The organism is Hydrogenophaga sp. L99 (assembly GCF_058731905.1).
Genome location: NZ_CM178972.1, coordinates 807,351 through 832,961, shown reverse-complemented (window position 1 = coordinate 832,961; position 25,611 = coordinate 807,351). Strand labels below are relative to the sequence as shown.

The following is a 25,611-nucleotide window of genomic DNA, read 5'->3' as shown; positions in this document are numbered from 1 at the left end:
TCACTATGAGAAACATATGAAAGCCGAAACACCACCCGAACTGGACCCAGGCACAACCCAGCTACAAGCCTTGGGCCGGCAACTGCGCGCGCGCCGCAAGGCGCTGCGGGTCAGCAGCACGGCGGCGGCCGAAGCGGCGGGCATGTCGCGGGTCACGCTGCACCGCATAGAAAAGGGTGAGCCTTCGGTGGCTGGCGGCGCTTGGGCCCATGCCATGGCGGCGTTGGGCATGACACTGCTGGCGCGCAACGCTGAAGGAACCGAACCCGCTGCCGCACGCGTTAGCCCACCCGATCCGGCTGAATGGATACCGGTGCGCGTGCGCTTGGCTGACTACCCGCAGTTGAAGGCCCTGGCGTGGCAGGTGCATGGCACCGACACAATTTCGCCCCTGGAGGCTTTGAGCATTTACGAGCGCAATGCGCGGCATCTGGACACCGCCGCTATGTCGCCCGCCGAACAGGCGCTGCTGCGGGCTTTGGACGCCGGTCTGGGTGACGGCACTTTGGCGATGGAGGAGCGCCATGTTTGAGCGCCCGCACCACCAACGCATTGCTCATGTGCTGGGCGCGCTGAACGGCGATACGCTGCGGCAGCACGGCTGCCTGTTTGGCGGTGGCACCTGCATTGCCCTGCGCTGTGGCGAGTACCGGGAATCGATAGACATCGACTTTTTGGTGTCAGACGCCACCGGCTACCGGGAGCTGCGCCAGTGGCTAACAGGCGCCGAAGGGCTCAACGCGTTGGTTCGAGAGGGAACGCCGCCGCTGACCATGGTGCGGGAGCTGCGCGCCGATCAATACGGCCTGCGGACAGCGGTGCAAATGGACGGGCAGGCGATCAAGTTCGAAATTGTTCGTGAGGCGCGCATGGTGTTGGAGGCGCCGGGCAAAGACGATGTTGTGTGCGGCATCAGTACGCTCACGCCGCTCGACTTGGCAGCGTCGAAACTATTGGCCAACTCAGACCAGCAGGCGGACGACGGCGTGTTCAGCCGAGACGTGATCGACTTGGCGATGATGAACCTGAGCTTGCCCCTGCTTCGCAAGGCTCTAGCCAAAGCCGAGCAAGCTTACGGAACCGCCGTGGCGCGCGATCTGGCCAAAGCCATCAACCGTATGCAAGAACGGCCAGGATGGCAGGAGCGGTGCATGCAAGCCATGGCGATGAACATGCCCAAGGCCGTGCTCTGGCAAAAGATCCGTTCACTGCGCAAGCTGTTGCCGCCAGCCTGAAGGACTGAGCTGGACCGGGTACGGGCACCGCCTCAGTGCCGCTCGGGTACCTGCCCCGCTTCGTCGCCCCACACGCGGTTGATGCGGCGCCCGCGCTGCACGGGCGGGCGCTCGCCAATAGCTGCGGCCCAGCGTTGCACGTGGCTGTATTCGTGCACCGACAAAAATTTGCCGGCCTCGTACAACTTGCCTTCTACCAGCCCGCCGTACCAGGGGTAGATGGCAATGTCGGCAATGCTGTATTCGTCGCCGGCCATGTAGGTGTGCGTGGCCAGGTGGCGGTCGAGCACGTCGAGCTGGCGCTTCACTTCCATGGCGAAGCGGTTGATGGGGTATTCAAACTTCTCGGGCGCGTAGGCGTAAAAGTGCCCGAAGCCGCCGCCGAGGTAAGGCGCCGAACCCATTTGCCAGAACAGCCAGTTGAGCGCTTCGGTGCGCGGCCCGTGGGCTTTGGGCAGCAAGGCGCCAAACTTTTCAGCCAGGTACAACAAGATGGCACCGGACTCAAACACACGCGTGGGTGGCTCGGTGCTGCGGTCAAGCAGGGCCGGGATTTTGGAGTTGGGGTTGACGTCCACAAAGCCGCTGGTGAACTGATCGCCGTCGCTGATTTTGATGAGCCAGGCGTCGTATTCGGCGCCGCTGTGACCCAGGGCCAGCAGCTCTTCCAGCATCACGGTGACCTTCACGCCGTTGGGCGTGGCCATGGAATACAGCTGCAGCGGGTGCTGGCCCACGGGCAGGTCTTTGTCTTGCGTGGGGCCGGCAATGGGGCGGTTGATGTTGGCAAATTTGCCACCGCTGGCCTGGTCCCAGGTCCAGACGGCGGGCGGTGTGTAAGGGGTTTTTTCGCTCATGGGGTGGGTTGGGTTGGGCTGATGGCAGCCAGGAAAAAAGAGGAGGAAGCGGCGCCAACAGGGGCGGCGCTGCCCACGGCCCTGCATCGTAAGCCGCTGGGCCAATGTTTGCAGCGCCTGGGGCCGCCGCTGTTGTAAGGAACCGCAGCCCCACACGACTGACCGCATGCCCTTTGCTCCCCGCCCCCACCCCGCCCGCACTCGCTCGCTGACCGCACTCGCCTCACTCACCGCACTGACCACCTTGGTGGCCAGCCTGGGCTTGCACACGCCCGCTGCACAGGCCATGGGCCTCACGGTTACGCCGCAAACGCACGCTTGCAGCCCTGTGCAGCGCAGCGCCCAGCCGCTGCAGCCCTTGCCGGCAGCGGCCAACAGTCGCTTGCCCGACAGCCAAGCGGTGACCGGGCGGCACGACCTGGCCTGGGCCTGGCTGGGCTCGCCTACCCGGCGCTACCCGCACGGTGCGCTGGGCTCGCCGGTGCATGCGGGCAGTGTGCACGCGCTGGTGAAGACCCGCGCGGGCGGCTGGGAAACGGTGGCTTTGGTGCTGCCGCTGAACCGGGTGTACGAAGACCGGGTGCCGCGCATTGTTGACCTGGACCGCGACGGGCGCGAGGAAATGGTGTTGATTGAGGCCGACACCCTGCGCGGTGCCGCGCTGGTGGTGCTGGGTGTGGACCACGCCCCCGAAGGCCCGCGCCTGGTGGAGCGCGCGCGCGGGCCGTTTGCGGGCTCCACCTTTCGCTGGCTCAACCCGGTGGGTGTGGCCGATTTTGATGGCGACGGCCAGCTGGACCTGGCCAGCGTGGTCACGCCGCACATTGGCGGTGTGCTGCAGCTGCTGCACTACCGGCCGCCGGCGTTGGTGCCGTTTGCGCGGGCCATCGATGTGTCCAACCACCGCATGGGCGCGCTGGAGCAAGACCTGGCGGTGATCGTGCAGCAGCCAGGCCAGCGGCCCACCATTGTGGTGCCCGACATGACGCGCCGCGCCCTGCACGCGCTGCGCTGGGACGCCCCGGGCCAATGGACCGAACTGGCCGACCTGAAGCCGCTACCCGCAGTGGTGGAGCGGCTCACGCCCCTGCCCCAAGGCGCCTGCGCCACCCTGGCCGACGGGCGCTCACTGCGGGTGACGCTGTCGCACTAGGCGCGCTTCGGCAACCTCAGTGCCGCAGCACTTGCCGGATGGTGGCGGCGAGTTCGGCGGCCACAAATTTGGCCACATAGCCGTCGGCCCCCACCGAGCTCACATGGGCTTCGTTGGCGGTGCCGGTGAGCGACGAATGGATCACCACCGGGATCGACTTGAAGCGCTGGTCTTGCTTGATGTTTCGGGTGAGCGTGAAGCCGTCCATTTCGGGCATTTCCAGGTCGGTCAGCACCAGCGCCACTTTGTCCTGGGCGGTTTTGCCTTCGGCGCGGGCCTCGGTTTCAATGGCCTGCAGGCGCTCCCAGGCTTCCTTGCCGGTCTTGGTCATGACGTAGGGCGTGCCCATGGCGTTCAGGCCTTGTTCGATCATCATGCGCGCCACGGGGGAGTCGTCTGCGGCGAGGATGATGGCGCCTTCGGGCAGGCTCACGGCCGCGCCCACCGACTTGGGCGTGATGTCTTCCTTGGGCGGCGGCATCACGTTGCGCAAGATTTGCTCCACGTCCAGCACCTGGGCCAGGCGGCTTTTTTCGGCGTCGCCGTCGAGCTTGGCAATACTGGTGACGAGGTTGCCGCCGTTGCCTTCTGAGGCCAGCACATTGCTCCATTCCAGCCGCACGATTTCGTCCACCTCTTCCACCGCGAAGGCCTGGGTGGTGCGGGCAAATTCGGTCACCATCAAAATGGTGAGGCCGCGTTTGGGCACACAGCCCACCACGGCGGGCAGGTCGATCACGGGGATGATTTGCCCGCGAATGTTGGCCACCCCGAGCACATGGGCCGGCGCATTGGCCATGGCGGTGATGGTGGGCATGACCAGGATTTCACGTACCTTGAAAACGTTGATGCCGAACAGCTCGCGCCGGTCGGTGCCCGGCGCCTCGCCCAGGCGAAACAACAGCAGTTCAAACTTGTTGTTGCCCGTGAGGTTGGTGCGCTCGTCAGCGTCGTGCAGCGGGGTGCTCATGTGGCCTTGCTCCATTGGGGTGATCCCCACAGGGTACGGGCCATGGCTCTGCGGCCAAGCGCACAAAAGCCGCCGAAAAACCCCGCAAATGCCGCGTTAAGCGCACGCGTTGCGCTGCGCTGCGCTGCGGGGTGCTACTGCTTGGCCTCGGCGTCCACGGCCTGCTGCACCGCCACGTAAAACGCTTCGCGTGCGGCGCTGGCCACCGGGTCGGTGGCGTTGTTGGCCCAGTTGGCGTTGGATGCAATCACCAGCTGGCGCGCCGGGTCCACAAAAATGCCCTGGCCGAAGATGCCACGGGCGGCAAAGCTGCCGTCGTCGTACGTCCACCACTGGTAGCCGTAGCCACGCCCGGGCTGGCCTATGCCGGTGCGGGCGGTGGTGGCTTCTTGTAGCCAGCCGCCGGGCACGGTGGGCTGGCCGTTGACCACCGCGCCATTCAAGATGAACTGCCCGAAGCGGGCAAAGTCGCGCGTGGCGGCTTGCAGGCAGCAGCCGCTGATTTCTTGCCCGGTTTTGCTGAGAATCCAGGTGGCTTGCTGTTCCATGCCAATGGGCACCCAGATTTTTTCGGACAAATAGCTCGACAAGGGTTTCTGCGTGGCCCGCGACACCAGCACGCCCACCAGATTGGTTTCACCGGTGCTGTAAAGCCAGCGGGTGCCGGCCGGCACGGCGCGCGGCAGCTTGCGCAGGTAGCTCACCACGGCGTCCACACCGTCGTCGGGCTTGTGGTTGTTGAACTGGGCCACGTCCGAGTTCGGGTCGTCGTAGTCTTCGTTCCAGGCCACGCCCGATGTCATGGTGAGCAGCTGGCGGATGCTGACGTCGTCGTAGGCCGAGCCCTTCATTTCGGCGATGTAGTCACTGACCTTGTCGTCCATGCTTTTGATGTGGCCGTCACGCACGGCCGCACCCAGCAGGGTCGAGGTGAAGGACTTGGCCACGGAAAAACTGGTCCATCGGCCCTGGCTGTCAAAGTCGAGCCCGTAGCGCTCCAGCCGCACCTGGCCGTTGTGCAGCACCATGAGCGCGGCGCTGCGCTGGCCTTGCATGTAGGCGTCCACGTCCAGCGGCAGCGCGAGCGGTGGGCCGGGTGGCAACGGGGACGGCGTGGTGCCGGCGGGCACCGCACGGTGTTTGGCCAGAAAGGGCAAGCGGTCCAGGGCGCGAAACGCCGCATCGCGCTGCGGCGTGCTCCAGAACAGCAGGTCGCGGTTGGTGGGGAACGCGGCCAGGAAACCCCGGGTTTCTTTGTCCAGGCTCAGCCAGCCTGCGGTGCCAGCGGCGGCAACGGCGACAAGCCCGACGAGGGCCATGCTCTTGAACTTCATGGTGGTTTTCCTGGGCAAAGTGGGTGCAGGTTGGCGGCTGCGGGCGGTGCTGAAAATTGAGCAACCTACGCGGCGAAACACCGGGCAACGGGCGCCAGTATCGCTTTTTCGCAGCGCTGCACACTGAAGATACCGCGAACGCCGGGCGGGCTTTCAGGGTGGCCGATGGAGCACGGGTGACGCACCGCCTGGGTTGTCGCTCACGTGGGTGCAAGCCCATTTGAATGGTGCTCCAATGGCAGACGCACCTGTTTTTGAAACCACGCCCCCCACCACGCGAGGCCCGAACCATGAACGCCACACCCGACACACCCGACACCCCCACGCTCATGAGCGGGCAAGACTACCGGGAGTCGCTGCGCCGCTACCAACCCCGGGTTTTCGTGGACGGGCGCCGGGTGGACAGTGTGGCGGACGAGCGCGCGTTTCAGCCCGGCATCAATGCCGTGGCCCTCACCTACGACTTCGCCCTGAAGCCGGCGTATGCCCCTCTGATGACGGCGGTTCAGCACACCAGCGGCCGCACCGTCAACCGGCTCAGCCACTTGAACACCAGCAGCGGCGACCTGCTCAACAAGCTGGAGGCCGTGCGCCTGATTTGCCAGGAAACGGGATGCGCCCAGCGCTACCTGACGCACGACGCGGTGAATGCGATCGCGCAGGTGAGCGCGCGCATTGACGACGCACGCGGCACCACCGAGCACACCGCGCGCTTTCTGAACTACCTGCACCGCATTCAGGACCAGGACCTGACCCTGGGTGTGGCCATGACCGACGCCAAAGGCGACCGCAGCCGCCGCCCGCACGAGCAGGCCAACGTGGACAGCTATGTGCATGTGGTCGAGCGCAACGCGGTGCACAACGGCGTGCGCGGCATCGTCATCAGCGGCACCAAAGCCATCGTGACCGGCGCGCCCTACATGCACGAACTGCTGGTGATGCCTTGCCGCAACATGGGCCAGGAAGACGCCGACTTTGCGGTCTGCTGCGCGGTGCCCATAGACGCGCCGGGCCTGACCATCGTGGCACGCCCGGCGGGGCGCCCTGGCGAAAAGCTGGAGCATGGCGACGCGCTGTTCAGCCGCAAGTACGGCCAGAGCACGGGGGTGTGCCTGTTTGACCGGGTGTTTGTGCCGTGGGACAGCGTGTTTTTTGCCGGCGAATGGGAGCACTCGGGGCACCTGACCTACAGCTACGCCACCCACCACCGCCAGACCTGCATCGGCGCGCGCGCCGGCTTTGGCGACCTGCTGATTGGCGCGGGCGCGCTGATGTGCGAAGCCAATGGCTTTGACCCCGGGCAGGAAACCCACCTGCGCGAACAGATGGTGGAGCTGATCACCATCACCGAGGGCTTTTATGCCTGCGGCGTGGCGGCCAGCGTGTATGGCAAGGCCGACGCGCACTGCCCAGTTTTCATGCCCGACCCGGTGTTTGCCAACATTGGCAAGCTGCTGCTGGCCACGAAGATTTACGACATGCACCGCATAGCGCACTACGTGAGCGGCGGCCTCATCGTCACCCTGCCCGGCCCGGACGAAGACCACAACCCCGAAACCGGCGCCAAGCTCAGCGAGGTGCTGCGCGCCAACCCCGATGTGCCGTATGAGCAGCGGATACAAACGGCACGCTTCATTGAAGACCTGACCGCAGGCTACCAGGGCGGCTGGTACAGCGTGATCAGCCTGCACGGCGGTGGCTCGCCGGCCGCCATGAAGCAAGAGATATGGCGCAACTACCCGGTGGGCAGCAAGGTGGAGCTGGTGGAACGCTTGCTGGAACGCGGCATTGCCGCCGACGGCAGCCCCGCCGCCGCGCCGCACGACCCGACGCGCGCCATCACCAAAAACCGGCAGCCCGGCAAATGCTGCGACACCGGCTGCACGGTGCCGGGCCAACCGGTGATGGTTGACCTGCCCACGGTGCTGGACACACTGCCGTCGCGACAAGGCGGTTGACCCGGGCCGCAACAATGCCCGCGAGCCACCCCACCGTAGCGCAAGCTGGCTATTGATTCGGCTCTATGAGGTATCAACCGTTCGCCCTGAGCCTGTCGAAGGGCTGGTGCCATGTCTGAGGAAGGTTTCGACAAGCTCAACCCGAACGGACTTTAAGACTTCACTGGGCCGGATCTATAACAAGCACGGGCCTGCCGCGGGCCTGGGTTTTGGGCACGGGAGCGGCTGCCCAGACAGCGCCTGGGCGGCCAAGCGCTTCTGAGGGTATACCCCAACACGAATCGGGCTGAGGCCCCCAAGAAACACGCGCCTGACCGACTAAGATCGGCGCAACAAAAATCGAACGACCGTTCTTTTATTCAACTCTTTTCGGAACCGCCCATGACCGATTCCACTGCGCGCCCCTGGCATGCGTCGTACCAGCAAGTGGGCATTGCCCAGGAACTGGAACAACTGCCCTACAGCAACTTGGCCGAGCTGGCCTTTGAGAGCTGCAAGAAGTGGCAAACGCAAAGCCAGGTGAAGGCCGCTTTCAGCTGCGTGGTGCCCAACGGCATGAACGGCCGGCTGAGCTTTGCGCAGGTGGACGAAGCGTCTGACGCCTTTGCCGGGTATTTGCGGGGGGTGCTGAAGCTGGAGGCCGGCGCGCGTGTGGCGGTGCAGCTGCCCAACAGCCTGGGCTACCCGGTGGCGGCGCTGGGCGTGTTCAAGGCCGGCTGCGTGCTGGTGAACACCAACCCGCTCTACACCGAAACGGAAATGGTGCACCAGTTCAACAACGCCGGCGCGCAGGTGCTGGTGATGGTGGACATGTTTGCCGACAAGCTGCCGGGCGTGCTGGCCAAAACCAGCATCAAACAGGTGGTGCTGGCGGCGGTGTCGGAGTTTTTCCCTGCCGTTCCGGGCGCCATTGTGCGGGGCGTGCAGCGCTACTGGAACCGCGTGTTGCCGCCAGTGACGGTGCCGCATGTGCGGCTGAAAGACGCGCTGGCCCAGGGCCGCGCCACGCTGGCCAAAACACCCGCGCGCACCTACTGGAAAGACGTGGGCCGCAACGATCTGGCCTTGCTGCAATACACCGGTGGCACCACCGGCGTGAGCAAGGGCGCCATGCTGACACACGGCAACCTGCTGAGCAACATTCAGCAGACCCGCGCCATGGGCCAGAGCCACATGGCACCGGGGCAAGAGTGTGTGCTCACGGCCCTGCCGCTGTACCACATCTTCGCGTTCACAACCAACCTGCTGGGCTTCCTGGCCATTGGCGGGCACAACGTGCTGATACCCAACCCGCGGCCGGTGCAGAGCCTGCAGCGGGCCATGGAAAACTTCCCCATCACCTGGATGACGGGGGTCAACACGCTGTTCAACGGCCTGCTGAACGAAGAGTGGTTTGTGGCCTTTCCGCCCAAAACGCTGAAGGCCTCGATTTCGGGCGGCACGGCGCTGCACACCGCCGTGGCGCAGCGCTGGCGCGAGCTGACCAAAACCCCGATCGCCGAGGGCTACGGGCTGACCGAAACCGCGCCGGTGGTGAGCTTCAACCCGCTCACCGGCACGCCGCGCGATGGCAGCATCGGCATTCCGGCGCCGGGCACCGACGTGCGCCTGGTGAACGACGACGGACAAGACGTGGCCCCCGGCACGCCCGGTGAGATCTGGGTGCGCGGGCCGCAGGTGATGCAGGGTTACTGGAACGCCGAAGAAGAAACCGCCCAGGTGATGAACAACGGCTGGTTTGCCACCGGCGACGTGGCGGTGATGGACGAGACCGGTTTCATGCGCATCGTGGACCGCAAGAAGGACATGATTCTGGTGTCGGGTTTCAACGTGTACCCCAACGAGGTGGAGGACGTGATCGCTGACATGGACCACGTGCTGGAAGTGGCGGTGATTGGCGTGCCCGATGACAAGACGGGCGAATCGGTGCGGGCCTATGTGGTGCAAAACCCCGAGCACACCAAAGAGGTGATGCCGGCCGACGTGATCGCCCACTGCAAGCAGCACCTGGCCGCCTACAAGGTGCCCCGGCTGGTGGTGGTACGCGACGACCTGCCCAAGAGCCCCATTGGCAAGGTGCTGCGCAAAGACCTGCGCCAGGATGTGACCAAAGAACTGAACCGCGGTTGAGCGCCACCCCTTCACCCTAAAGAGAGAACTTCAACATGATCTCCGAATTCGAGACCAAGCTGCTGGGCATCATGATGATCGTCATCATGCTCGGCATGGGCGCGTCGCTCACCTGGCGCGACTTCCGCATCGCCTTTCGCAAGCCCAAAGGCGTGCTGGTGGGTCTGCTGTGCCAGTACGGCATCATGCCGCTGCTGGGCTTTTTGCTGGCGCAGGCGCTGGACCTGTCACCGGGCCTCACGGTGGGCCTCATCCTCATGGCCTGCATGCCGGGCGGCACCACGTCCAACATCTTCACCTACTTCAGTAAAGCGGTGCTGGCGCTCTCCATCATGATGACGTCGGTGTCGTCGCTGGTGGCCCTGGGCATGGTGCCGGCGCTGCTGGAGTTTTATTCGCAGCTGGCCGGGCTGAGCGGCGACTTCAAGATCCCGGCGGGCAACGTGGCGCAGGTGCTGTTTGTGCTGCTGGTGCCCACCGTCATCGGCATGGTGCTGCGCAAGCTCAACCCCAACATCGGGGCCACCATCGAGCTGCTGGGCGGCATGCTGGGGGTGGCGGTGATTCTGTTCCTGGTGTTCACCTGGATTCCGCGCAACCACACGCTACTGGCCATCACGCCCTGGTATGTGTTCTTCGCCGCCATCGGCCTGGGCATTTTCGGCATGGGCTTGGGCTACGGGCTGGCCCGCCTGCTCAAGCAAGACCCAAACCGCAGCCGCACGATCGCGATGGAGACGGGCATTCAAAACGGTCCGCTGGCGGTGCTGATCGTGACGCTGACCTTCACCGGCCCCATGCAGCAAGAGGTGCTGCTGATTCCGGTGCTGTACTCGCTCTTCATCGTGATCACCTCCAGCATCGTGACGGTGTTCTTCCGCCGCATGAGCGTGCGCGAGGCACTGGCGCGCGACCGGGCCAAAGACGGTACGGTGCTGGCCAGCTGAACAAGCGCCGCGGGCACGGGTCCTGCGGGTGCGGGCAGATGATTAAAAGTCCAGAGCACCCTGCGCCGGTGCGGGCGGGGCGCTGGTGGCCCGCACGGTGCGGGGCGCGGCCTCACCGGCCAGCGGCACGTCCCACGGTGTTTGAAGGCATTGCACAGCTTGCTCGGGCGAGGCGTTGAGCCAGTGGGCGTAGTGTGTGGGCGGCACGATCACGAGCATGCGTTTTTCGTCACCCGGGCGGTGCATGCGGCCCATGAGCGGGTGGTGGTCAGCGTTGACGGTGAGCAGGGTGAAGCTGTGCAGGGTTTCGCCCGTTTCGCGGTCGGTGAAGCGCTCGTGCAGGCCGGCCACGGCAAAGGGTTCGCCGCTGGCCTGGGCGATGCGCCAGCGCAGCGCACGCCCGCTTTCCCAGCAGGGTTCGAAGTAATTGAGCATGGGCACGAGCGCAAAACGCCGCTCGCGCCAGGGGCTGCGGTAACTGGGCTTGTCTGCCACGGTTTCACTGCGTGCGTTGTAGGTGCGGCGGCTCAGCTCGTTGCCGTGCTGGGTGTTGCGGCTCCAGCGCGGCACCAGCCCAAAACGCGCCACCGCGCACACCAGGCCCGCGCCGCCCTGCCCCAGCCCTGGCTCAGCCCGGGTGATGATGGGCGCGCCGTATCCGGGAAAGGTCTCGGGTGGCCAGTCTTGCGTGGGCATCTGCACGCCGCCCAGGCCGGGCATGTCGCGCACGGTGCGCGAGTTGGGCGGGTTGTAGTTGGTGCACATGCGCGCCGGGGCGTTGGGTGGTGCGGCTCAGCCCAGCGCGAGCACGAAGTCGAGCGCGGCGCACACCGCGGTGGCCTGGGCGGTGTTGCACTGCTCGGGTGTGGCGCGCGGGCTGTCGGGGTAGACCTCGGTGGTGCTGGTGTAGCGCGCGCCGGTGATGCCGGCGCACAGGCCCAGCTCGCGCAGCGCGTAGCGGATCACGCCCCGGTCCACGGCAGGCGAGCCGATGATTTCGCCCTTGTCGTCGGTGGGCGCAATGTGCGTGACGCGCTCCACCGCGTTGATGATGGCGCGCTGAAACGCGGGCTGGGGGTTGTCGGTGTCGTCCACCAGGTAAAAGCCGTCGGGAATGGTGCCGGGCTCGAAGGGCTCACCGTCGCGCGCGGCCTTGGCGGGGCGGTACTCGGACTCGTCGGTGTCGGTGGTTTCGTGCAGGTCAATGTGGGCTGCAAACTGCCCTTGCAGCGGCGCCACCAGGCGCATGAGCGCGTCGGCCTCCTGTGCAAGGCCGGTTGCCTTGAACGAGCGGTTGGGGTCCACGGCGTCAAAGTTCCAGCGGTGAATGCGCTCATAGGCCCACGGGCTGACACAAGGCACCACCAGCAGGTTGACCCGGCCCACGTAGGCCTGGGCGTGCTGCTCTAAAAACTGCAGCGCGCCGTGCACGCCACTGGTTTCATAGCCGTGCACACCGCCGGTGACCAGCACCCCAGGCAAGCCCGGCTGCCACGCACCGGGGCTGACGGCGTACAGCGGGTAGCGCTCAGGTGTGGCAGGCGTTTCGCTGTAGACCACCTCGCCGTAGGGAAACACCTCAAAGCGCGCGCGCAGGGGCTGCAGGGCGCAGAGCACGTCGTCGGCGTAGCTGCGCCGGCGCACTTGCTGCGCGCGCCAGGCGGCCACGTCTGCAGGGTTCCAAGGCTGGCCGGGGGTGCCGATGGGGTAAAAAAAAGGTTGCGTCACGGGTAACCAACAAGGCATGGGTGGATATGCGGATAGATTATGGTGCGGGCCCCGCCTGGGTCGCCCCAAGCTGAAACAGCCATGCGTGTGATGCTGCTGAGGGTGGGGGTGGCGGTTCCAGGGCCAAGCTTTCGGCACCCCACACCACCAACCGTTCTTGCGGGCCACGTTCACGGTGGCGCAGCGCTGAGAGACATTGCAGCCACGGCCATCGAACCAGGAGTCTCCATGCCCACCGAAGCCAAGCCCTCTGCCAAGACACCCACCGACGACCAGGACACGTCGGTGTTTGCCCGCGCCGTGCTGCCGCTGTTTGGCAAGGTGCCCACATCGAAACTTCGCAAAAGCGAAAAACCCCAGGAAGACGCTCGCCGCCACGCCAACTCGGCGGCGGCCCAGGCGGCGCTGGCTGCCGGCGCGCTGGCCCTGCCGCCGGGTGCGCTGGGATGGCTCACGCTGTTGCCCGAAATGGTGGGTGTGTGGAAGATGCAGCGCCAGCTGGTGGCCGACATCGCCGCGCTGTACGGCAAACAATCGACGCTGACGCCAGAGCAGGTTGTCTATTGCCTGTTCCAGCATTCGGCTGGGCAAGGCGTGCGCGACCTGGTGGTGCGGGTGGGCCAGCGCACGCTGGTGCGCCGAGCGTCGCCCCGCCTGGTGGGCGCCATCACCCGGCGCATTGGCACCCAGCTGGCCCGGCGCACCGTGGGCAAAGGCATGGCGCGCTGGCTGCCAATTGTGGGTGCGGTGGGCGTGGGTGCCTACGCTTACATCGACACAGCGAAGGTGGCGGCCACCGCCATGGACTTGTTTGAGGGCGTGATCGAGGTCGAGTGCGTTGAGGTGGCCGATGCAGCGAAGCATGTGCGCTGAACCAGTGGACACGGGCACACCGCCTGCTCCATCATGGTTGCCCGTTGACACCCTCTGAAAGGCCCCGACATGACCGCCGGCACCGTCACCCTGCACCGCGTTTTCACCGCCCCGCCCGAGCGGGTTTACCGCGCCTTTCTGGACCCCGACGCCATGGCCAAGTGGCTACCGCCACATGGTTTTACCGGCAAGGTGCTGGAGATCGACGCCCGCGTGGGCGGGCGTTACCGCATGCAGTTCACCAACCTGGGCAACGGCCAAAGCCACGCGTTTGGCGGTATGTACCTGGAGCTGGTGCCCAACGAGCGCATTGTGAACACCGACGTGTTTGACGACACCAACCTGCCTGGGGAAATGCGCACCACAGTCACATTCAAGGCGGTGTCTGTGGGCACCGAGCTGACGACGGTTCAAGAAGGCATTCCGGCCATGATTCCGGTGGAGGCTTGTTACCTGGGCTGGCAGCAGTCGCTACAACTGCTGGCGCTGCTGGTGGAAGCTGAAATACCGGGCTGAGCGTTCGCGCGCAGGCGCTCAGGCCGGCACCACCGCCAGCGCAAGCAAACGCTGGTGCGCCTCGCTGGCGCGGTCCAGGGGCAGGTTGCGTTTGGCGCTGAGGTAGTGGGCGCTGAACACGTCGAGCCAGGCAGTGAGCGTGTGTGCTGCATGCATTTCACCAGCCATGGCCAGACACAGGGCGGCCACTTCGGCGGTGCAAAACTGGTCTTCGCGTGACGACCGGCGCAGCCGGTAGCTGGACGCCTGGCCCGGGTGCAGGCTGAGCACGGGCAAGGCGTCCAGGTAAGGGCTTTTGCGAAACATTTTGCGCGCTTCCGACCAGGTGCCGTCCAGCAACACAAACAGCGGTCGCTTGCCGCCCGGCGCATCGCCAGTGGCGGGGTGGCTGCAGGGTGCCAGCTCAGTCACCACGCGCTGCGCTTCAACATATTCCCCCGGAAACACCAGGTAGGGCTGCCACTGCGGGTCGGCCAGCAAAGCCAGAAGAGCGGGGTCCACCGCGGTGCGAGACCAGCCAAAGGCAAAGGTGTCGGCCACCAGATCGGCAATCAGCCAGCCGGTGTTGCTGGGCTTGAGCGCTTCAATGTCGCCCATGATGAGGCACACACCGGCCCGCACAGCCACCTGCGGGCGCAGCGCGCACACACAGTGGCTGGCCGCCAGGCGGCAACCGGCGCAGCGCCCGCCACCCGAGCCCCGGGCCACAAAGGGCTTGGTGCTGGCGGCCAGGCGCACAGTGCGCAAACGCGAAACAGCGTGGCTCATGCGGCCAGGCCGGTGAGGACGAAACAACGTGGGGAGCAAGGGCGCATGCGTCGAATGTATGCGCAGCGCGGGCAGCCCCTGGGCCAGGAGCCTGACGCAAGCGTTTTGTGACTGAACGGCTCAGGCGGGTCCACCAGGGTTTGGTGGACAATCTCGGTTTCCACTCTGGCCGCTCACCATGCCGCTGCTTTCCGCTCCTGCGTGCGCTGAATCGCCCAGCCTGCCCGCCTCTCACCCCCTGATTCACTGGACCACGCCCGACGGCGTGGCCGCGTCAGCGCGTTGGCGCTCCGAACGGGGTGCACCGGCGCCGCAGCGGGTGGTGATGGCCGACGACACCACCACCGCCGACGCTGCCTACCGGCTGGCCTGCGCCGGCACCGCCCTGCTGTGGTGTGGCGACTTTCACAACGCCCGCCAGCTGCTGCAGGCCATGGCGCGCCGCTGCGACGCCACGCCGGCCCGCAAACAACGCAAGGCCGCCAAGCCTGCGGCTGCTGACAGCGCCAGTCCCGCTGGCGCGGAAGCCTTTCACAAACACCGCCAAGCGCAAGCACAGCGGGCCCGCACGCTCGGCATGGTGCTGCTGCGCTTTGAGCCCGACCACACCCTGAAACTGCGCCGCGCGCCCGACGTGCAACAGGCCTGCACCCACGCCTGGGGCGCCGCCGAGCCGGGCGCCATGGACTCGGTGGCTTCTTTGCGCGAACTGCTGGGCTTCACCAGCGCCGAAGAATGGCGCCGCGTGGGAGTGGAAATTCCCGCGCTGGGCGCGCCACCCCTCAACCGGGTGTTTCCGCATTACGGCGTTTTTTCACCGGCACGGGGCGAATACATCGACCTGGTGGCCCAGGCACCGCTGCCGCGAGCGGCCGAAGGTGCTGCGCAACCGGTGTTTGACATTGGTACCGGCACGGGCGTGTTGTCGGCTGTGTTGGCGCGCCGTGGCGTGGGCCCCATCACCGCCACCGACCTGGACCCACGCGCCCTGGCCTGCGCACAAGACAACCTGACGCAACTGGGGGTGAGCGAGCGCGTGACCTTATTACAAACCGATTTGTTTCCGCCCGGCCAGGCCTCGCTGGTGGTGTGCAACCCGCCGTGGCTGCCAGCCCGCGCCAGCTCGCCGGTGGAACATGCGGTGTACGACGAAGGCAGCCGCATGCTGCAGGGCTATTTGAACGGCCTGGCCGCACACCTGGCGCCCGGGGGCGAAGGCTGGCTCATCTTGTCCGACCTGGCCGAGCACCTGGGCCTGCGCAGCCGCGCCGAGCTGATGGGCTGGATCGCGCAAGCCGGCCTGCAGGTGCTGGGCCGTCTGGACGCCAAGCCCCGCCACAGCAAAGCCAGCAACGCCAGCGACCCGCTGCACAGCGCGCGCTCGGCCGAAGTGACCTCGCTGTGGCGCCTGGGTGTGGCCGTGCCATAAGCCTGGCAGCCAAAGCGCGCGTCAGCGGTCGCGCTTGCCAAAGTGCTTGCGGTTGCGGTCCACAAAGTCGTGCAGCACACCGGTGAAACCGCCCATGTTGCGGCCCGTCAAGTACAGATAGCCGGCCAGCGCGCCCACGCTGGCGCCGATCACATCCACGATCAGGTCAAACATGGTGTCCATCAGGCCCGACTTCTGCATGTTCATGCCAAAGAGCTGGTCCATGCCGAATTCAAAAATCTCCCACAGCGCGCCGATGGTGACGGCAAAGCTGAATGCGATGAGCGCCAAAGCCCAGGCGGGTGCAGCGTAGCGGTCGCCTTCGAACAGCATGAACACAAAAAGAAAACCGAGCAGGCCAAACGCCATGGCCGAGCCGCCGTGCAGCACCATGTCCCACCACCAGTAGCGGTTGTAAAAGTCAAACGCCTCGCCCAGAAAAATGGTGGCGAACACAAAGAAGGTGATGCCCACCAGAAAAGCCGTGGGCAGGCGTATGCCCATGCGGTTGACCAGCAGCAGAGGCAGCAGCGTGAGCAAAAAAGTGGCGGCGGCCACGCCGGCCAGGGGCCACTGGCGTTCCCACAGCGCCACGCAACATTCGACCAGCAGCACCGCCCAGATCACCTGAACCGCTATCGGTTGGCTGCGCAGTACTTGCCAGGGGCGTTGAGTCCACATGTGGCCATGATAGGCTGACAGGCTGTTGTTTTGCGCGGGTGACTTCGCCGGTACCCACACGCTACCTGCAACATTTGGATGCAACCTGCCCACCGCGCATGTGATTTAAGCCTCAAGAACGTTGTGGATGCACCACCATAATCGCCGCATGCTTATTTCTGAAATTGCGGTCTGGTCGGCCATGCTGGGCGGCTTGCTGACACTGCTGGCCCTGTCGCTGGTGGACGCCCTTGGAAACCGCACGGTCGGTTCGGTACGCAACCTGGTGTTTGTGGTGATCACGGGGGCCAGCTGCGTGCCGGTTACGGGTCTGCCCGAGGTGTTTTTCCCCCACCTGCCAGCGCGCTTGCTGATGGTGCTGAAAGCCAGCCTGGGACCCTTGGCGGGCGCCATGGCCCTGTACTTTCTGGGCAACTGGCTGGGCGGTGTGCGTGAAGACAACCTGGTGCACCGGCTCACGGCCTGGGGCGGTGCGCTGGTGTTGCTGGCTGCGCTGGTGCTGGCGGTGGTGGGCAGCCAGACGGAAGCGACCCATTTCACTTCGCTGCTGCTGGTGGCTGCGGCGGTCAACATGGTGCCGGTGCTGCTGGCCGCGCTGGCGGTGTGGCGAGCGGCCCGGTTGGGCGACCCATTGGCGCGCTGGATGGGCCTGGCGGTGGCCTGCCTGGCGGCCACGGTGTGCGGCATTTACCTGCGCGGCTTACAGGTACCGGGCTTCGGCCTGTTCACCTGGGTGCTGACCGCTGTGTTCACGGTGGCGTTTTTTATCGTTTCCACGGTGCTGGTGTTCATCCGCAACCAGCAAAACCGGCAGCTTGCCCGCCTCTCTCGGCTACAAGCCGGGGCCGAGCCAGCCACTGGCCTGGTCACGGGTTCGGCATTGCTGTCGCAAGTGGAACATGTGTTTTGGCGCACGGCACGCCGCCAGGGCGAGTGCACGGTGGTGTGCCTCTACCTGAGCAACCTGTACGAAATGGCCGAACCTTCCGGCCACGGCGCCGAGCACCAGATTCTGGCCACCATGGCCGCCCGCATTCGCCGCGCGGCCGGGTTTCGCTGCGTGGTGGGGCTCTACCACCCGCGCTGTTTTGTGGTGGTGCTGCCCACCGACAAACACGCCGCGCCGGCCGGCGAAACGGTGGACCGCCTGAAGTCCATGGCCACCCAACCCGTGGCCGTGGTGGATGAGGCAGAGACTTACCAGGCGTTTGTGCCTCAGGTGGGCCTGGGCGTGATCACCGTCAACCCGGGCAGCGCCGTTGCCATGGACGTGTTGAACGGCGCCGAGCGCCAGGCCATGGCGCTGGTGAACGAGCACCATGAAGACACAGAACATGGCAAGACAACCGAACCCATGGCCCTGAGCTGAAAGACCAGCCTGCGGGACAATGGCACCGCCATGACAACACACCCCATTGCCCAGTCGTTGCTCGATCAGCTCACCCTGTTGGGGAACCACTTTGCGCCGCCCCGCGTGGCGCAACTGCATGTGCCGCGGCGCCCAGACACAACCGGCGAACACGATGCCGAGTTCTGCGCCATCGAGCTGGAGGACGGCGCCTTTGGTCTGTCTTACGTGCTGCTGGGCGACACACTGAATGCACTCCTGGCCAGCCATGGCGGTGGTTCCCGGCCACTGGCAGGTGCCGACCCGTTGGCACTGGCCCAGGCGCTTCAGCATGGCCGTGCGGTCGAACGCGCCATCGCGCTGGCCGCGATCAATGCCCTCACCGATTCGGTCTGGCGCCAAGTGGGCTACGAGCCACCGCCGGCCGGCAACTCGCTGGGCGATATTGAGCTCACGCCCCAGGACCACCTGGGCATGATCGGGTTCTTTCCGCCCCTGGTCAGGCGTGTGGCCGAGGCTGGTGGCCGCCTGAGTGTGGTGGAGATGAACGCCGAGATGGTCGCGCTCCAGCGCGGGCGCTACCCGGACGTGAACATTGGCCTGGACCGCACACTGCTGGGCACCTGCAACCTGGTGGTCGGCACCTCCACCATGCTGCTCAACGACACGCTGGACGAGATGCTGGCGTCTGCGCCACAGGCGACACGCTTCGCCGTCATCGGCCCTTCGGCAGGGCTATGGCCCGACGCGCTGTTCGAGCGTGGCGTGACGCTGCTCGGTGGCACACGCGTGACGAACCCGATCGCCTTCGCTGACGCCATGGCCAACGGCGAGAGCTTCAGCGCCAGCACCCGCAAGTTCGCCATTGCGCGAGACACCTGGCCGGGCTGGCGTCGGTTGACCGGACTTTAGCGACCCATAAAAAAAAGCGGCCCGAAGGCCGCTTTTTTGGGGTGCAAAAGGCTTACGCCGTCACGCCTTTGGCGGTCTCTGCGTACTCTTCAATCTGATCGAAGTTCAGGTACTTGTAGATCGCCGCGCCGTCCTTGTTCACGATGCCCATGGCTTCGTGGTACTCGGCCACGGTGGGGATGTGACCCAGCTTGGACGCAATGGCCGCCAGCTCAGCCGAGGCCAGGTACACGTTGGTGTTCTTACCCAGACGGTTGGGGAAATTGCGGGTGCTGGTGGACACCACGGTGGCGCCTTCGCGCACCTGCGCCTGGTTACCCATGCACAGCGAGCAGCCCGGCATTTCGGTGCGGGCACCGGCTGCGCCGAAGCTGGCGTAGTGGCCTTCCTTGATCAGCTCGCTCTCGTCCATCTTGGTGGGCGGTGCCACCCACAGCTTGACGGGGATGTCGCGCTGGCCACCCAGCAGCTTGGCGGCGGCGCGGAAGTGGCCAATGTTGGTCATGCACGAGCCGATGAAGGCTTCGTCGATCTTGGTGCCGGCCACGTCAGACAGGAACTTGGCGTCGTCCGGATCGTTCGGGCAGCACAGGATGGGTTCCTTGATGTCGGCCAGGTCGATCTCGATGACGTGCGCGTATTCGGCGTCTTTGTCGGCTTCGAGCAGGTTGGGGTTGGCCAACCAGGCTTCCACCTTTTCGATGCGGCGCTGCAGGGTGCGTTTGTCTTCGTAGCCGTCGGCGATCATGTTCTTCATCAGCACGATGTTGCTGGTGAGGTATTCCTTGATCGGCTCGGGGTTGAGCTTGATGGTGCAGCCGGCAGCCGAGCGCTCGGCGGACGCGTCAGACAGTTCAAACGCTTGCTCGACCTTGAGGTTGGGCAGGCCTTCAATTTCCAGAATGCGACCGGAGAATTCGTTGATCTTGCCGGCCTTGGCCACGGTCAACAAACCTTGCTTGATGGCGTACAGCGGAATCGCGTGCACCAGATCGCGCAGGGTCACGCCAGGTTGCATTTCGCCTTTGAAGCGCACCAGCACCGACTCGGGCATGTCCAACGGCATCACGCCGGTGGCGGCACCGAAGGCCACCAGACCGGAGCCGGCGGGGAAGGAAATGCCGATGGGGAAGCGGGTGTGGCTGTCGCCACCAGTGCCCACGGTGTCGGGCAGCAGCAGGCGGTTGAGCCAGCTGTGGATCACGCCGTCACCGGGGCGCAGGGCCACGCCGCCGCGGCTGCTGATGAAGGCGGGCAGTTCGCGGTGGGTTTTCACGTCCACCGGCTTGGGGTAGGCGGCGGTGTGGCAGAAAGACTGCATCACCAGGTCGGCGCTGAAACCCAGGCAGGCCAGGTCTTTCAGCTCGTCGCGGGTCATGGGGCCGGTGGTGTCCTGGCTGCCCACGGTGGTCATCTTGGGCTCGCAGTAGGTACCGGGGCGCACGCCCTGGCCTTCTGGCAGGCCAACGGCGCGGCCGACCATTTTTTGCGCCAGTGTGAAGCCGGCGTTGGTGGCCACGGGGGTGCTGGGCAGGCGGAACAGCGTGGACGCTGGCAAGCCCAGGAATTCGCGGGCCTTGGCGGTCAGGCTGCGGCCAATGATCAGGTTGATACGGCCACCGGCGCGCACTTCGTCAAACAGCACGTCGCTCTTGAGCTTGAACTCGGCCACGGTTTCGCCGTTCTTCACCAGCTTGCCGTCGTAGGGCAATACGTCCACCACGTCGCCCATTTCGAGCTTGGAAACGTCCACTTCGATCGGCAGCGAGCCGGAGTCTTCTTGCGTGTTGAAAAAGATGGGAGCGATCTTGCCGCCCAGGGTGACGCCGCCAAAGCGCTTGTTGGGCACAAACGGAATGTCCTGGCCGGTGGCCCAGACGACCGAGTTGGTGGCCGACTTGCGGCTGGAGCCGGTGCCGACCACGTCGCCCACGTAGGCCACGAGGTTGCCTTTTTTCTTCAGGTCTTCAATGAACTGCATCGGGCCGCGCTTGCCGTCTTCCTCGGGCTTGAAGGCCGCGTCGGGGCGGGTGTTCTTCAGCATCGCGAGGTAGTGCATGGGGATGTCCGGACGCGTGGTGGCGTCCGGGGCGGGCGACAGGTCGTCGGTGTTGGTCTCGCCCGGCACCTTGAACACGGTGACGGTGATCTTTTTCTCGACTTCGGGGCGGCTGGTGAACCACTCACCGTCGGCCCAGCTTTGCATGACTTCTTTGGCCACAGCGTTGCCGGCCTTGGCTTTTTCGGCCACGTCGTTGAAGAAGTCGAACATCAGCAGTGTTTTCTTCAGCGCGGCACCAGCCACGGCGGCCACGTCGGCATCGTCCAGCAGCTCAATCAGCGGGTGCACGTTGTAGCCGCCCACCATGGTGCCCAGCAGCTCGGTGGCTTTGGCCTTGGAAATCAGGCCCACCTGCACTTCACCGTGAGCCACAGCGGCCAGGAAACTGGCCTTGACCTTGGCCGCGTCGTCCACGCCCGGGGGCACGCGGTGGGTCAGCAGATCCATCAAGAAGGCGTCTTCGCCAGCGGGCGGGGCCTTGATCAGTTCGATCAGGGCGGCGACCTGCTTGGCGTCAAGCGCCAGCGGAGGAATGCCCAGCGCAGCGCGTTCGGCGGCGTGGGCGCGGTAGTCGGTCAGGAAGGTTGCGGACATGGCGTTCTCCAGGAATAAAGGGGAAGTGTTCGTGGGTCTTGAAAAAAGCAATCGTCAGGCTGCAAGCAAGCTCAATGCCGCCCAGGGCGGGCCCCGGCGGCGGTCGAAACGAAATAGCGTTGCACCGGTTCGGGGAGCTGCACCCCGGTGTGGTGCGCGCGTTCCAGCAACTGCCAGTAATAGCGGTAGCTGGCGCGGTCGTGCAGGCGCCCTTCAAACTGCACCGGCGCCCAGCCGGCGATGGCGGCGCGTTCGATGATGGCGGCTGCGTCCTGCACCTCGCCCTCATCTGGCGCAAAAGCCGCCACGATGGTGCGGATCTGGTCGGGGTGGATGCTCCACATGCGGGTGTAGCCCAGTTCGTTCGCGGCCTTGCGCGCCGCAGCTTGTAGCGCCGCCAGGTCTTTGAACTCGGTGACCACGCAGTGCGAGGGCACTTTGCCGTGGGCGTGACACGCAGAAGCCATGTCCAGCTTGGCGCGCAGCACCAGCGGGTGGCTGAACTGGCCCGCCACACCCATGGCGCTCGCTGGAATGGCGCCGCCGTGGGCCGAGACAAAGTCCATCAAACCAAAACTCAGGCTTTGCACCCGGGGATGTGCCGCGATGTCAAACGCCCGGTGCACCGCTGCGGGCGATTCGATGAGCACATGCAAAGGCAAGGTGCTGGCGCCCACAGCGTCCAGGGCGTCCACAGCGCGTTGCACGTCGGCCACCGACTCCACCTTGGGCACCATGAGGTGCGTGAGGCGCGCGGCTGCCAGGCCGGCAATCGCGGCCACGTCGGCATCAAAATGCGCATGGTCTACCGGGTGCACGCGCACTGCCACGCGGGCTTGCGGGCTGGCCGCCAGGGCCAACTCGGCCACCAGCGCGGCATGCTCGGCTTCGCCACCCACTGGAGCGCCGTCTTCGCAGTCGAGCGTGACGTCAAAAACGCACGCACCGAACTCGTCGGTCATCTCGGTCTGCAGTTGCAGGCTCTTGCGCATGCGCGCTTCCACCCCGCTGTAGTGGTCACAGACCGGCAGCGCAAACGCGCCGGCCTGGGCCCCTGCAAGGATGTTGCGCGGATGGGCGTTCACAGCGGAGTTACCAAGCGGTTACAGCAGGTGCTTCACGCCGTCTTTTTCGCCTTCCAGCTCGGCCAGGGTCTTGTTGATGCACTCTTGCGAGAACGCATCGATCTCCAGGCCTTCAACCACGGTGTATTCACCGTTGGCGCAGGTGACGGGGAAGCCGAACATGACTTCCTTCGGAATACCGTACCAGCCCTGCGAAGGGATGCCCATGGTGACCCACTCGCCGTTGGTGCCCAGCGCCCAGTCGCGCATGTGGTCGATGGCGGCGTTGGCGGCCGAGGCAGCGCTGGACAGGCCGCGCGCTTCAATGATGGCGGCGCCACGCTTGCCCACGGTGGGCAGGAACACGTTGGCGTTCCATTCCTGGTCGTTGATCATGTCCTTGACCGAAGCGCCGTCGATGGTGGCGAAACGGTAGTCGGCGTACATGGTGGGCGAGTGGTTGCCCCACACGGCCAGCTTCTTGATGGAGGACACGGCCTTGCCGGTCTTGGCAGCCAGCTGGCTGGCAGCGCGGTTGTGGTCCAGACGCAGCATGGCGGTGAAATTGCCGGGCTTGAGATCGGGGGCCGACTTCATGGCGATGTAGGCGTTGGTGTTGGCAGGGTTGCCGACCACCAGCACCTTGACGTCGCGGCTGGCCACGGCGTTCAGAGCCTTGCCCTGGGCGGTGAAGATGGCGCCGTTGATGGCGAGCAGCTCGGCGCGCTCCATACCTGGGCCACGGGGACGCGAGCCGACCAGCAGCGCGTAGTCGGTGTCCTTGAAGGCGGTCATCGGGTCGCTGTGGGCTTCCATGCCAGCCAGCAGCGGGAACGCGCAATCTTCAATTTCCATCATCACGCCCTTGAGCGCTTTCTGGGCGCGCTCGTCGGGGATTTCCAGCAATTGCAGGATCACGGGCTGGTCTTTGCCCAGCATCTCGCCGGAAGCGATACGGAACAGCAGGGCGTAACCAATCTGACCAGCGGCACCGGTAACGGCAACACGAACGGGCTTCTTGCTCATGGTGAAAACTCCATAAAAGGACGTTGGAAAAATAAAAATGAGGGGCGCGGTGCGATCCCTGAAACACCGAAAACCATGGGGTAAACCCGCAGCTCCAGCACCAAGGTCTGGCGCAGAGTGTACCCTCGCAAACCCTGATACGTCAATTTGTCTTATGTCTTATATAAGATATGATTGCGCAGACCCAGCGGTACCGCAGAGTCCACAGAACCCATGGCCACCCTACCCGCATCCTCCCCTGATCAGCCCCCGCAAGACAGCCGCCCTGCGGCCGAAGGCGGCGCGCCAGCCGATGGCGCGGGCCCGGTGAGCCACGGTGCGCCGGCCTTCAGCCCGCTGTACCAGCAAATCAAAACGCTGATCCTGCGCAGCTTGCAGGCGGGTGAATGGAAGCCGGGCGACATGATCCCGAGCGAGTTCGACCTGGCAGCGCGCTTTCGTGTCAGCCAGGGCACGGTGCGCAAGGCCATAGACGAGCTGGCCACCGACAACCTGCTGGTGCGCCGCCAGGGCAAGGGCACTTATGTGGCCACCCATGCCGAGCAGCACACCCAATACCGTTTTTTGCGCCTGCTGCCCGACACCGGTGACCTTGCTGGCCAGGGCCCGGCCGAGCGCCGCATCATCGAATGCCGCCGCCTGCGCGCCAGCGCCGAGGTGGCGCGCCAGCTCGCGCTGCGAACAGGCGACCCGATCCTGCAAGTGAAGCGCGTGCTGGCCTTTGCCGGCTCGCCCGCCATCCTGGAGGACCTGTGGTTGCCTGGTGGCCCCTTCAAAGGGCTGACGCTGGAAACCTTGTCTGAGGACAAAGGGGCGATGTATGCGTTGTTTGAAACGCAGTTTGGCGTGCGCATGGTGCGCGCCACCGAAAAGATCAAGGCGGTGAGTGCCGACGCCGACGCCGCGCAACTGCTGGGCGTGCCCGAGGGCCACCCACTGCTGAGCGTGGAGCGCCTGGCTTACACCTACAACGACGTGCCCATGGAACTGCGCCGCGGTCTGTACCGCACCGAATCGCGCCACTACCGCAACGAATTGAGCTAAGCCACGCGCGCACCAGTGCCATGAAAATCAGAGCGAACATCCGAGTGTCAGCCTCCGGTATGCTGCGTTGCAATAGAATTTGCAAGCCCGTGGTTTAAGTTACCAACGAGTTACATCCCCCTTCCAAACCCCCTGTCCTCCCCGGAAGAAAGCCCCCACCATGACCGAGTTGACCAAGAAGCGGCCCGAGTTCCGCAACATCAACGCATTCAAGGACCTCACCACGTACCGCCTGCCCCCGGCAGGCTGGGTGTCGATCCTGCACCGCGCCAGCGGAGGCCTGATGTTCATCCTGCTGCCGCTGATCGTCTGGCTGTTTGACACCTCGGTGTCGTCCGAACTGTCGTTCGAGCGTTTCAGCGCTGCTTTCTCGGTGGGTCTGGGCTTCGTGCCGGGCTGGTTCTTCAAGCTGGTGGTTCTCGCCATCATCTGGGCTTATCTGCACCACCTCATCGCCGGTGTGCGCCACCTTTACATGGACGCGCGCCATGCGGTGAGCAAGGAATTTGGCAAGTCGTCGGCCATCGTCACCCTGGTGCTGAGCATCGGCTTGACGGTGGTGCTGGGTGCCAAGCTGTTTGGCCTGTACTGATCCACCGCGAGGAAATAACAACATGTCTGTCAATTTCGGTTCTCACCGCGTCGTCACCGGCGCCCACTACGGCCTGCGCGACTGGCTGGCGCAGCGCGTTACCGCCGCCCTCATGGCGCTGTTCACCCTGCTGGTGCTGGCGCAGGTGGTCTTCACCAGTGGCCCCATCGGCTACGAAACCTGGGCGGGCATTTTTGCCGCTCAGTGGATGAAAGCCCTCACCTTCGTGATCTTCGTCGCCCTGGCCTACCACGTGTGGATCGGCATGCGCGACATCTGGATGGACTATGTCAAGCCCGCAGGCGTTCGCCTCGTGCTGCACGTCTTCACCATCGTCTGGCTCGTGGCCTGTCTGGGCTGGGCTGTTCAAGTTCTCTGGAGGCTCTAAAG

General features: G+C 65.2%; 24 protein-coding genes. 14 read left to right on the top strand and 10 right to left on the bottom strand.

The window, feature by feature from the left end; genetic code table 11:
• The first annotated feature begins 16 nt into the window (after positions 1-16).
• Both AC4QBL_RS04035 and AC4QBL_RS04030 read left to right on the top strand, forming a co-directional pair.
• Positions 17-532 carry a helix-turn-helix domain-containing protein gene (locus tag AC4QBL_RS04035; RefSeq protein ID WP_472906572.1) on the top strand — a complete coding sequence of 172 codons (516 nt, stop codon included), beginning with the start codon at positions 17-19 and terminating at the stop codon, positions 530-532.
• 28 nt (positions 533-560) lie between these two features.
• Positions 561-1,235 (top strand): nucleotidyl transferase AbiEii/AbiGii toxin family protein, encoded by a 675-nt coding sequence (locus AC4QBL_RS04030; protein WP_472906571.1) that lies wholly within the window; start codon positions 561-563, stop codon positions 1,233-1,235.
• Between the two features lie 32 nt (positions 1,236-1,267).
• Here the strand turns inward: AC4QBL_RS04030 and yghU are convergent, their stop codons facing one another.
• Positions 1,268-2,092, bottom strand: coding sequence for a glutathione-dependent disulfide-bond oxidoreductase (gene yghU, locus AC4QBL_RS04025; protein ID WP_472906570.1), 825 nt, complete (start codon positions 2,090-2,092; stop codon positions 1,268-1,270).
• A 166-nt stretch (positions 2,093-2,258) separates the two neighbouring features.
• Between yghU and AC4QBL_RS04020 the strand changes: the two genes are divergently transcribed.
• Positions 2,259-3,245, top strand: a complete 987-nt coding sequence (locus AC4QBL_RS04020) for an FG-GAP repeat domain-containing protein (protein ID WP_472906569.1) — start codon at positions 2,259-2,261, stop codon at positions 3,243-3,245.
• A gap of 16 nt (positions 3,246-3,261) precedes the next feature.
• Here the strand turns inward: AC4QBL_RS04020 and AC4QBL_RS04015 are convergent, their stop codons facing one another.
• Both AC4QBL_RS04015 and AC4QBL_RS04010 read right to left on the bottom strand, forming a co-directional pair.
• Positions 3,262-4,215, bottom strand: coding sequence for a chemotaxis protein (locus AC4QBL_RS04015; RefSeq protein ID WP_472899450.1), 954 nt, complete (start codon positions 4,213-4,215; stop codon positions 3,262-3,264).
• 134 nt (positions 4,216-4,349) lie between these two features.
• A complete protein-coding gene (locus AC4QBL_RS04010) occupies positions 4,350-5,549 on the bottom strand; it encodes a serine hydrolase domain-containing protein (protein ID WP_472906568.1) in 1,200 nt (399 codons plus the stop codon).
• A gap of 290 nt (positions 5,550-5,839) precedes the next feature.
• Between AC4QBL_RS04010 and AC4QBL_RS04005 the strand changes: the two genes are divergently transcribed.
• From AC4QBL_RS04005 to AC4QBL_RS03995, 3 genes are all read left to right on the top strand, one after another.
• Positions 5,840-7,507, top strand: a complete 1,668-nt coding sequence (locus AC4QBL_RS04005) for a 4-hydroxyphenylacetate 3-hydroxylase family protein (protein WP_472899452.1) — start codon at positions 5,840-5,842, stop codon at positions 7,505-7,507.
• A gap of 381 nt (positions 7,508-7,888) precedes the next feature.
• Complete coding sequence (locus AC4QBL_RS04000) at positions 7,889-9,637, top strand: AMP-binding protein (RefSeq protein ID WP_472906567.1); 1,749 nt, start codon at positions 7,889-7,891, stop codon at positions 9,635-9,637.
• Positions 9,638-9,672: 35 nt separating this feature from the next.
• The gene (locus AC4QBL_RS03995) at positions 9,673-10,584 is read left to right on the top strand and encodes a bile acid:sodium symporter family protein (RefSeq protein WP_472899454.1); all 912 of its coding nucleotides are present in this window, start codon (positions 9,673-9,675) and stop codon (positions 10,582-10,584) included.
• Positions 10,585-10,626: 42 nt separating this feature from the next.
• Here the strand turns inward: AC4QBL_RS03995 and AC4QBL_RS03990 are convergent, their stop codons facing one another.
• Positions 10,627-11,349: an SOS response-associated peptidase gene (locus tag AC4QBL_RS03990; protein WP_472906566.1), complete on the bottom strand. Its 723-nt coding sequence runs from the start codon at positions 11,347-11,349 to the stop codon at positions 10,627-10,629.
• 27 nt (positions 11,350-11,376) lie between these two features.
• On the bottom strand, positions 11,377-12,312 hold the full coding sequence (locus AC4QBL_RS03985; protein WP_472906565.1) for a M14 family metallopeptidase: 936 nt from the start codon (positions 12,310-12,312) through the stop codon (positions 11,377-11,379).
• A 228-nt stretch (positions 12,313-12,540) separates the two neighbouring features.
• Between AC4QBL_RS03985 and AC4QBL_RS03980 the strand changes: the two genes are divergently transcribed.
• A complete protein-coding gene (locus AC4QBL_RS03980) occupies positions 12,541-13,185 on the top strand; it encodes a hypothetical protein (protein WP_472906564.1) in 645 nt (214 codons plus the stop codon).
• Positions 13,186-13,254: 69 nt separating this feature from the next.
• Positions 13,255-13,701, top strand: coding sequence for an SRPBCC family protein (locus AC4QBL_RS03975; RefSeq protein WP_472906563.1), 447 nt, complete (start codon positions 13,255-13,257; stop codon positions 13,699-13,701).
• 18 nt (positions 13,702-13,719) lie between these two features.
• Here AC4QBL_RS03975 and AC4QBL_RS03970 read toward each other — a convergent pair whose 3' ends face one another.
• The gene (locus AC4QBL_RS03970; protein ID WP_472906562.1) at positions 13,720-14,469 is read right to left on the bottom strand and encodes a tRNA-uridine aminocarboxypropyltransferase; all 750 of its coding nucleotides are present in this window, start codon (positions 14,467-14,469) and stop codon (positions 13,720-13,722) included.
• A 178-nt stretch (positions 14,470-14,647) separates the two neighbouring features.
• Here AC4QBL_RS03970 and AC4QBL_RS03965 point away from each other — a divergent pair, with 178 nt between their 5' ends.
• The gene (locus AC4QBL_RS03965) at positions 14,648-15,898 is read left to right on the top strand and encodes a methyltransferase (RefSeq protein ID WP_472906561.1); all 1,251 of its coding nucleotides are present in this window, start codon (positions 14,648-14,650) and stop codon (positions 15,896-15,898) included.
• Positions 15,899-15,919: 21 nt separating this feature from the next.
• On the opposite strand, the gene AC4QBL_RS03960 is transcribed toward AC4QBL_RS03965, so the two are convergent.
• Entirely contained in the window at positions 15,920-16,579 is a 660-nt protein-coding gene (locus AC4QBL_RS03960) for a DUF2238 domain-containing protein (protein ID WP_472899461.1), read from the bottom strand.
• Positions 16,580-16,727: 148 nt separating this feature from the next.
• On the opposite strand from AC4QBL_RS03960, the gene AC4QBL_RS03955 reads away from it, so the two are divergent.
• Positions 16,728-17,948: a hypothetical protein gene (locus AC4QBL_RS03955; RefSeq protein ID WP_472906560.1), complete on the top strand. Its 1,221-nt coding sequence runs from the start codon at positions 16,728-16,730 to the stop codon at positions 17,946-17,948.
• 30 nt (positions 17,949-17,978) lie between these two features.
• The gene (locus tag AC4QBL_RS03950) at positions 17,979-18,839 is read left to right on the top strand and encodes a Rossmann-like domain-containing protein (RefSeq protein ID WP_472906559.1); all 861 of its coding nucleotides are present in this window, start codon (positions 17,979-17,981) and stop codon (positions 18,837-18,839) included.
• Positions 18,840-18,891: 52 nt separating this feature from the next.
• Here the strand turns inward: AC4QBL_RS03950 and acnB are convergent, their stop codons facing one another.
• From acnB to AC4QBL_RS03935, 3 genes are all read right to left on the bottom strand, one after another.
• Positions 18,892-21,495 (bottom strand): bifunctional aconitate hydratase 2/2-methylisocitrate dehydratase, encoded by a 2,604-nt coding sequence (acnB, locus tag AC4QBL_RS03945; protein WP_472906558.1) that lies wholly within the window; start codon positions 21,493-21,495, stop codon positions 18,892-18,894.
• Positions 21,496-21,566: 71 nt separating this feature from the next.
• Complete coding sequence (locus AC4QBL_RS03940) at positions 21,567-22,580, bottom strand: HpcH/HpaI aldolase/citrate lyase family protein (RefSeq protein WP_472906557.1); 1,014 nt, start codon at positions 22,578-22,580, stop codon at positions 21,567-21,569.
• A gap of 18 nt (positions 22,581-22,598) precedes the next feature.
• A complete protein-coding gene (locus AC4QBL_RS03935; RefSeq protein ID WP_472906556.1) occupies positions 22,599-23,585 on the bottom strand; it encodes a malate dehydrogenase in 987 nt (328 codons plus the stop codon).
• A gap of 213 nt (positions 23,586-23,798) precedes the next feature.
• Here AC4QBL_RS03935 and AC4QBL_RS03930 point away from each other — a divergent pair, with 213 nt between their 5' ends.
• The 3 genes from AC4QBL_RS03930 (at position 23,799) to sdhD (ending at position 25,609) form a co-directional block, all read left to right on the top strand.
• Positions 23,799-24,629, top strand: coding sequence for a GntR family transcriptional regulator (locus AC4QBL_RS03930; protein ID WP_472906555.1), 831 nt, complete (start codon positions 23,799-23,801; stop codon positions 24,627-24,629).
• 160 nt (positions 24,630-24,789) lie between these two features.
• A complete protein-coding gene (sdhC, locus tag AC4QBL_RS03925; RefSeq protein WP_472899468.1) occupies positions 24,790-25,221 on the top strand; it encodes a succinate dehydrogenase, cytochrome b556 subunit in 432 nt (143 codons plus the stop codon).
• 22 nt (positions 25,222-25,243) lie between these two features.
• Complete coding sequence (sdhD, locus tag AC4QBL_RS03920; protein ID WP_472899469.1) at positions 25,244-25,609, top strand: succinate dehydrogenase, hydrophobic membrane anchor protein; 366 nt, start codon at positions 25,244-25,246, stop codon at positions 25,607-25,609.
• Positions 25,610-25,611 lie beyond the last annotated feature (2 nt).

Coding starts and splice junctions, on each gene's coding strand:
- AC4QBL_RS04035 (WP_472906572.1), top strand. CDS start 17: ATGAAAGCCGAAACACCACCCGAACTGGACCCAGGCACAACCCAGCTA.
- yghU (WP_472906570.1), bottom strand. CDS start 2,092: ATGAGCGAAAAAACCCCTTACACACCGCCCGCCGTCTGGACCTGGGAC.
- AC4QBL_RS04020 (WP_472906569.1), top strand. CDS start 2,259: ATGCCCTTTGCTCCCCGCCCCCACCCCGCCCGCACTCGCTCGCTGACC.
- AC4QBL_RS04015 (WP_472899450.1), bottom strand. CDS start 4,215: ATGAGCACCCCGCTGCACGACGCTGACGAGCGCACCAACCTCACGGGC.
- AC4QBL_RS04010 (WP_472906568.1), bottom strand. CDS start 5,549: ATGAAGTTCAAGAGCATGGCCCTCGTCGGGCTTGTCGCCGTTGCCGCC.
- AC4QBL_RS04005 (WP_472899452.1), top strand. CDS start 5,840: ATGAACGCCACACCCGACACACCCGACACCCCCACGCTCATGAGCGGG.
- AC4QBL_RS04000 (WP_472906567.1), top strand. CDS start 7,889: ATGACCGATTCCACTGCGCGCCCCTGGCATGCGTCGTACCAGCAAGTG.
- AC4QBL_RS03995 (WP_472899454.1), top strand. CDS start 9,673: ATGATCTCCGAATTCGAGACCAAGCTGCTGGGCATCATGATGATCGTC.
- AC4QBL_RS03990 (WP_472906566.1), bottom strand. CDS start 11,349: ATGTGCACCAACTACAACCCGCCCAACTCGCGCACCGTGCGCGACATG.
- AC4QBL_RS03980 (WP_472906564.1), top strand. CDS start 12,541: ATGCCCACCGAAGCCAAGCCCTCTGCCAAGACACCCACCGACGACCAG.
- AC4QBL_RS03975 (WP_472906563.1), top strand. CDS start 13,255: ATGACCGCCGGCACCGTCACCCTGCACCGCGTTTTCACCGCCCCGCCC.
- AC4QBL_RS03970 (WP_472906562.1), bottom strand. CDS start 14,469: ATGAGCCACGCTGTTTCGCGTTTGCGCACTGTGCGCCTGGCCGCCAGC.
- AC4QBL_RS03965 (WP_472906561.1), top strand. CDS start 14,648: ATGCCGCTGCTTTCCGCTCCTGCGTGCGCTGAATCGCCCAGCCTGCCC.
- AC4QBL_RS03960 (WP_472899461.1), bottom strand. CDS start 16,579: ATGTGGACTCAACGCCCCTGGCAAGTACTGCGCAGCCAACCGATAGCG.
- AC4QBL_RS03955 (WP_472906560.1), top strand. CDS start 16,728: ATGCTTATTTCTGAAATTGCGGTCTGGTCGGCCATGCTGGGCGGCTTG.
- AC4QBL_RS03950 (WP_472906559.1), top strand. CDS start 17,979: ATGACAACACACCCCATTGCCCAGTCGTTGCTCGATCAGCTCACCCTG.
- acnB (WP_472906558.1), bottom strand. CDS start 21,495: ATGTCCGCAACCTTCCTGACCGACTACCGCGCCCACGCCGCCGAACGC.
- AC4QBL_RS03935 (WP_472906556.1), bottom strand. CDS start 23,585: ATGAGCAAGAAGCCCGTTCGTGTTGCCGTTACCGGTGCCGCTGGTCAG.
- AC4QBL_RS03930 (WP_472906555.1), top strand. CDS start 23,799: ATGGCCACCCTACCCGCATCCTCCCCTGATCAGCCCCCGCAAGACAGC.
- sdhC (WP_472899468.1), top strand. CDS start 24,790: ATGACCGAGTTGACCAAGAAGCGGCCCGAGTTCCGCAACATCAACGCA.
- sdhD (WP_472899469.1), top strand. CDS start 25,244: ATGTCTGTCAATTTCGGTTCTCACCGCGTCGTCACCGGCGCCCACTAC.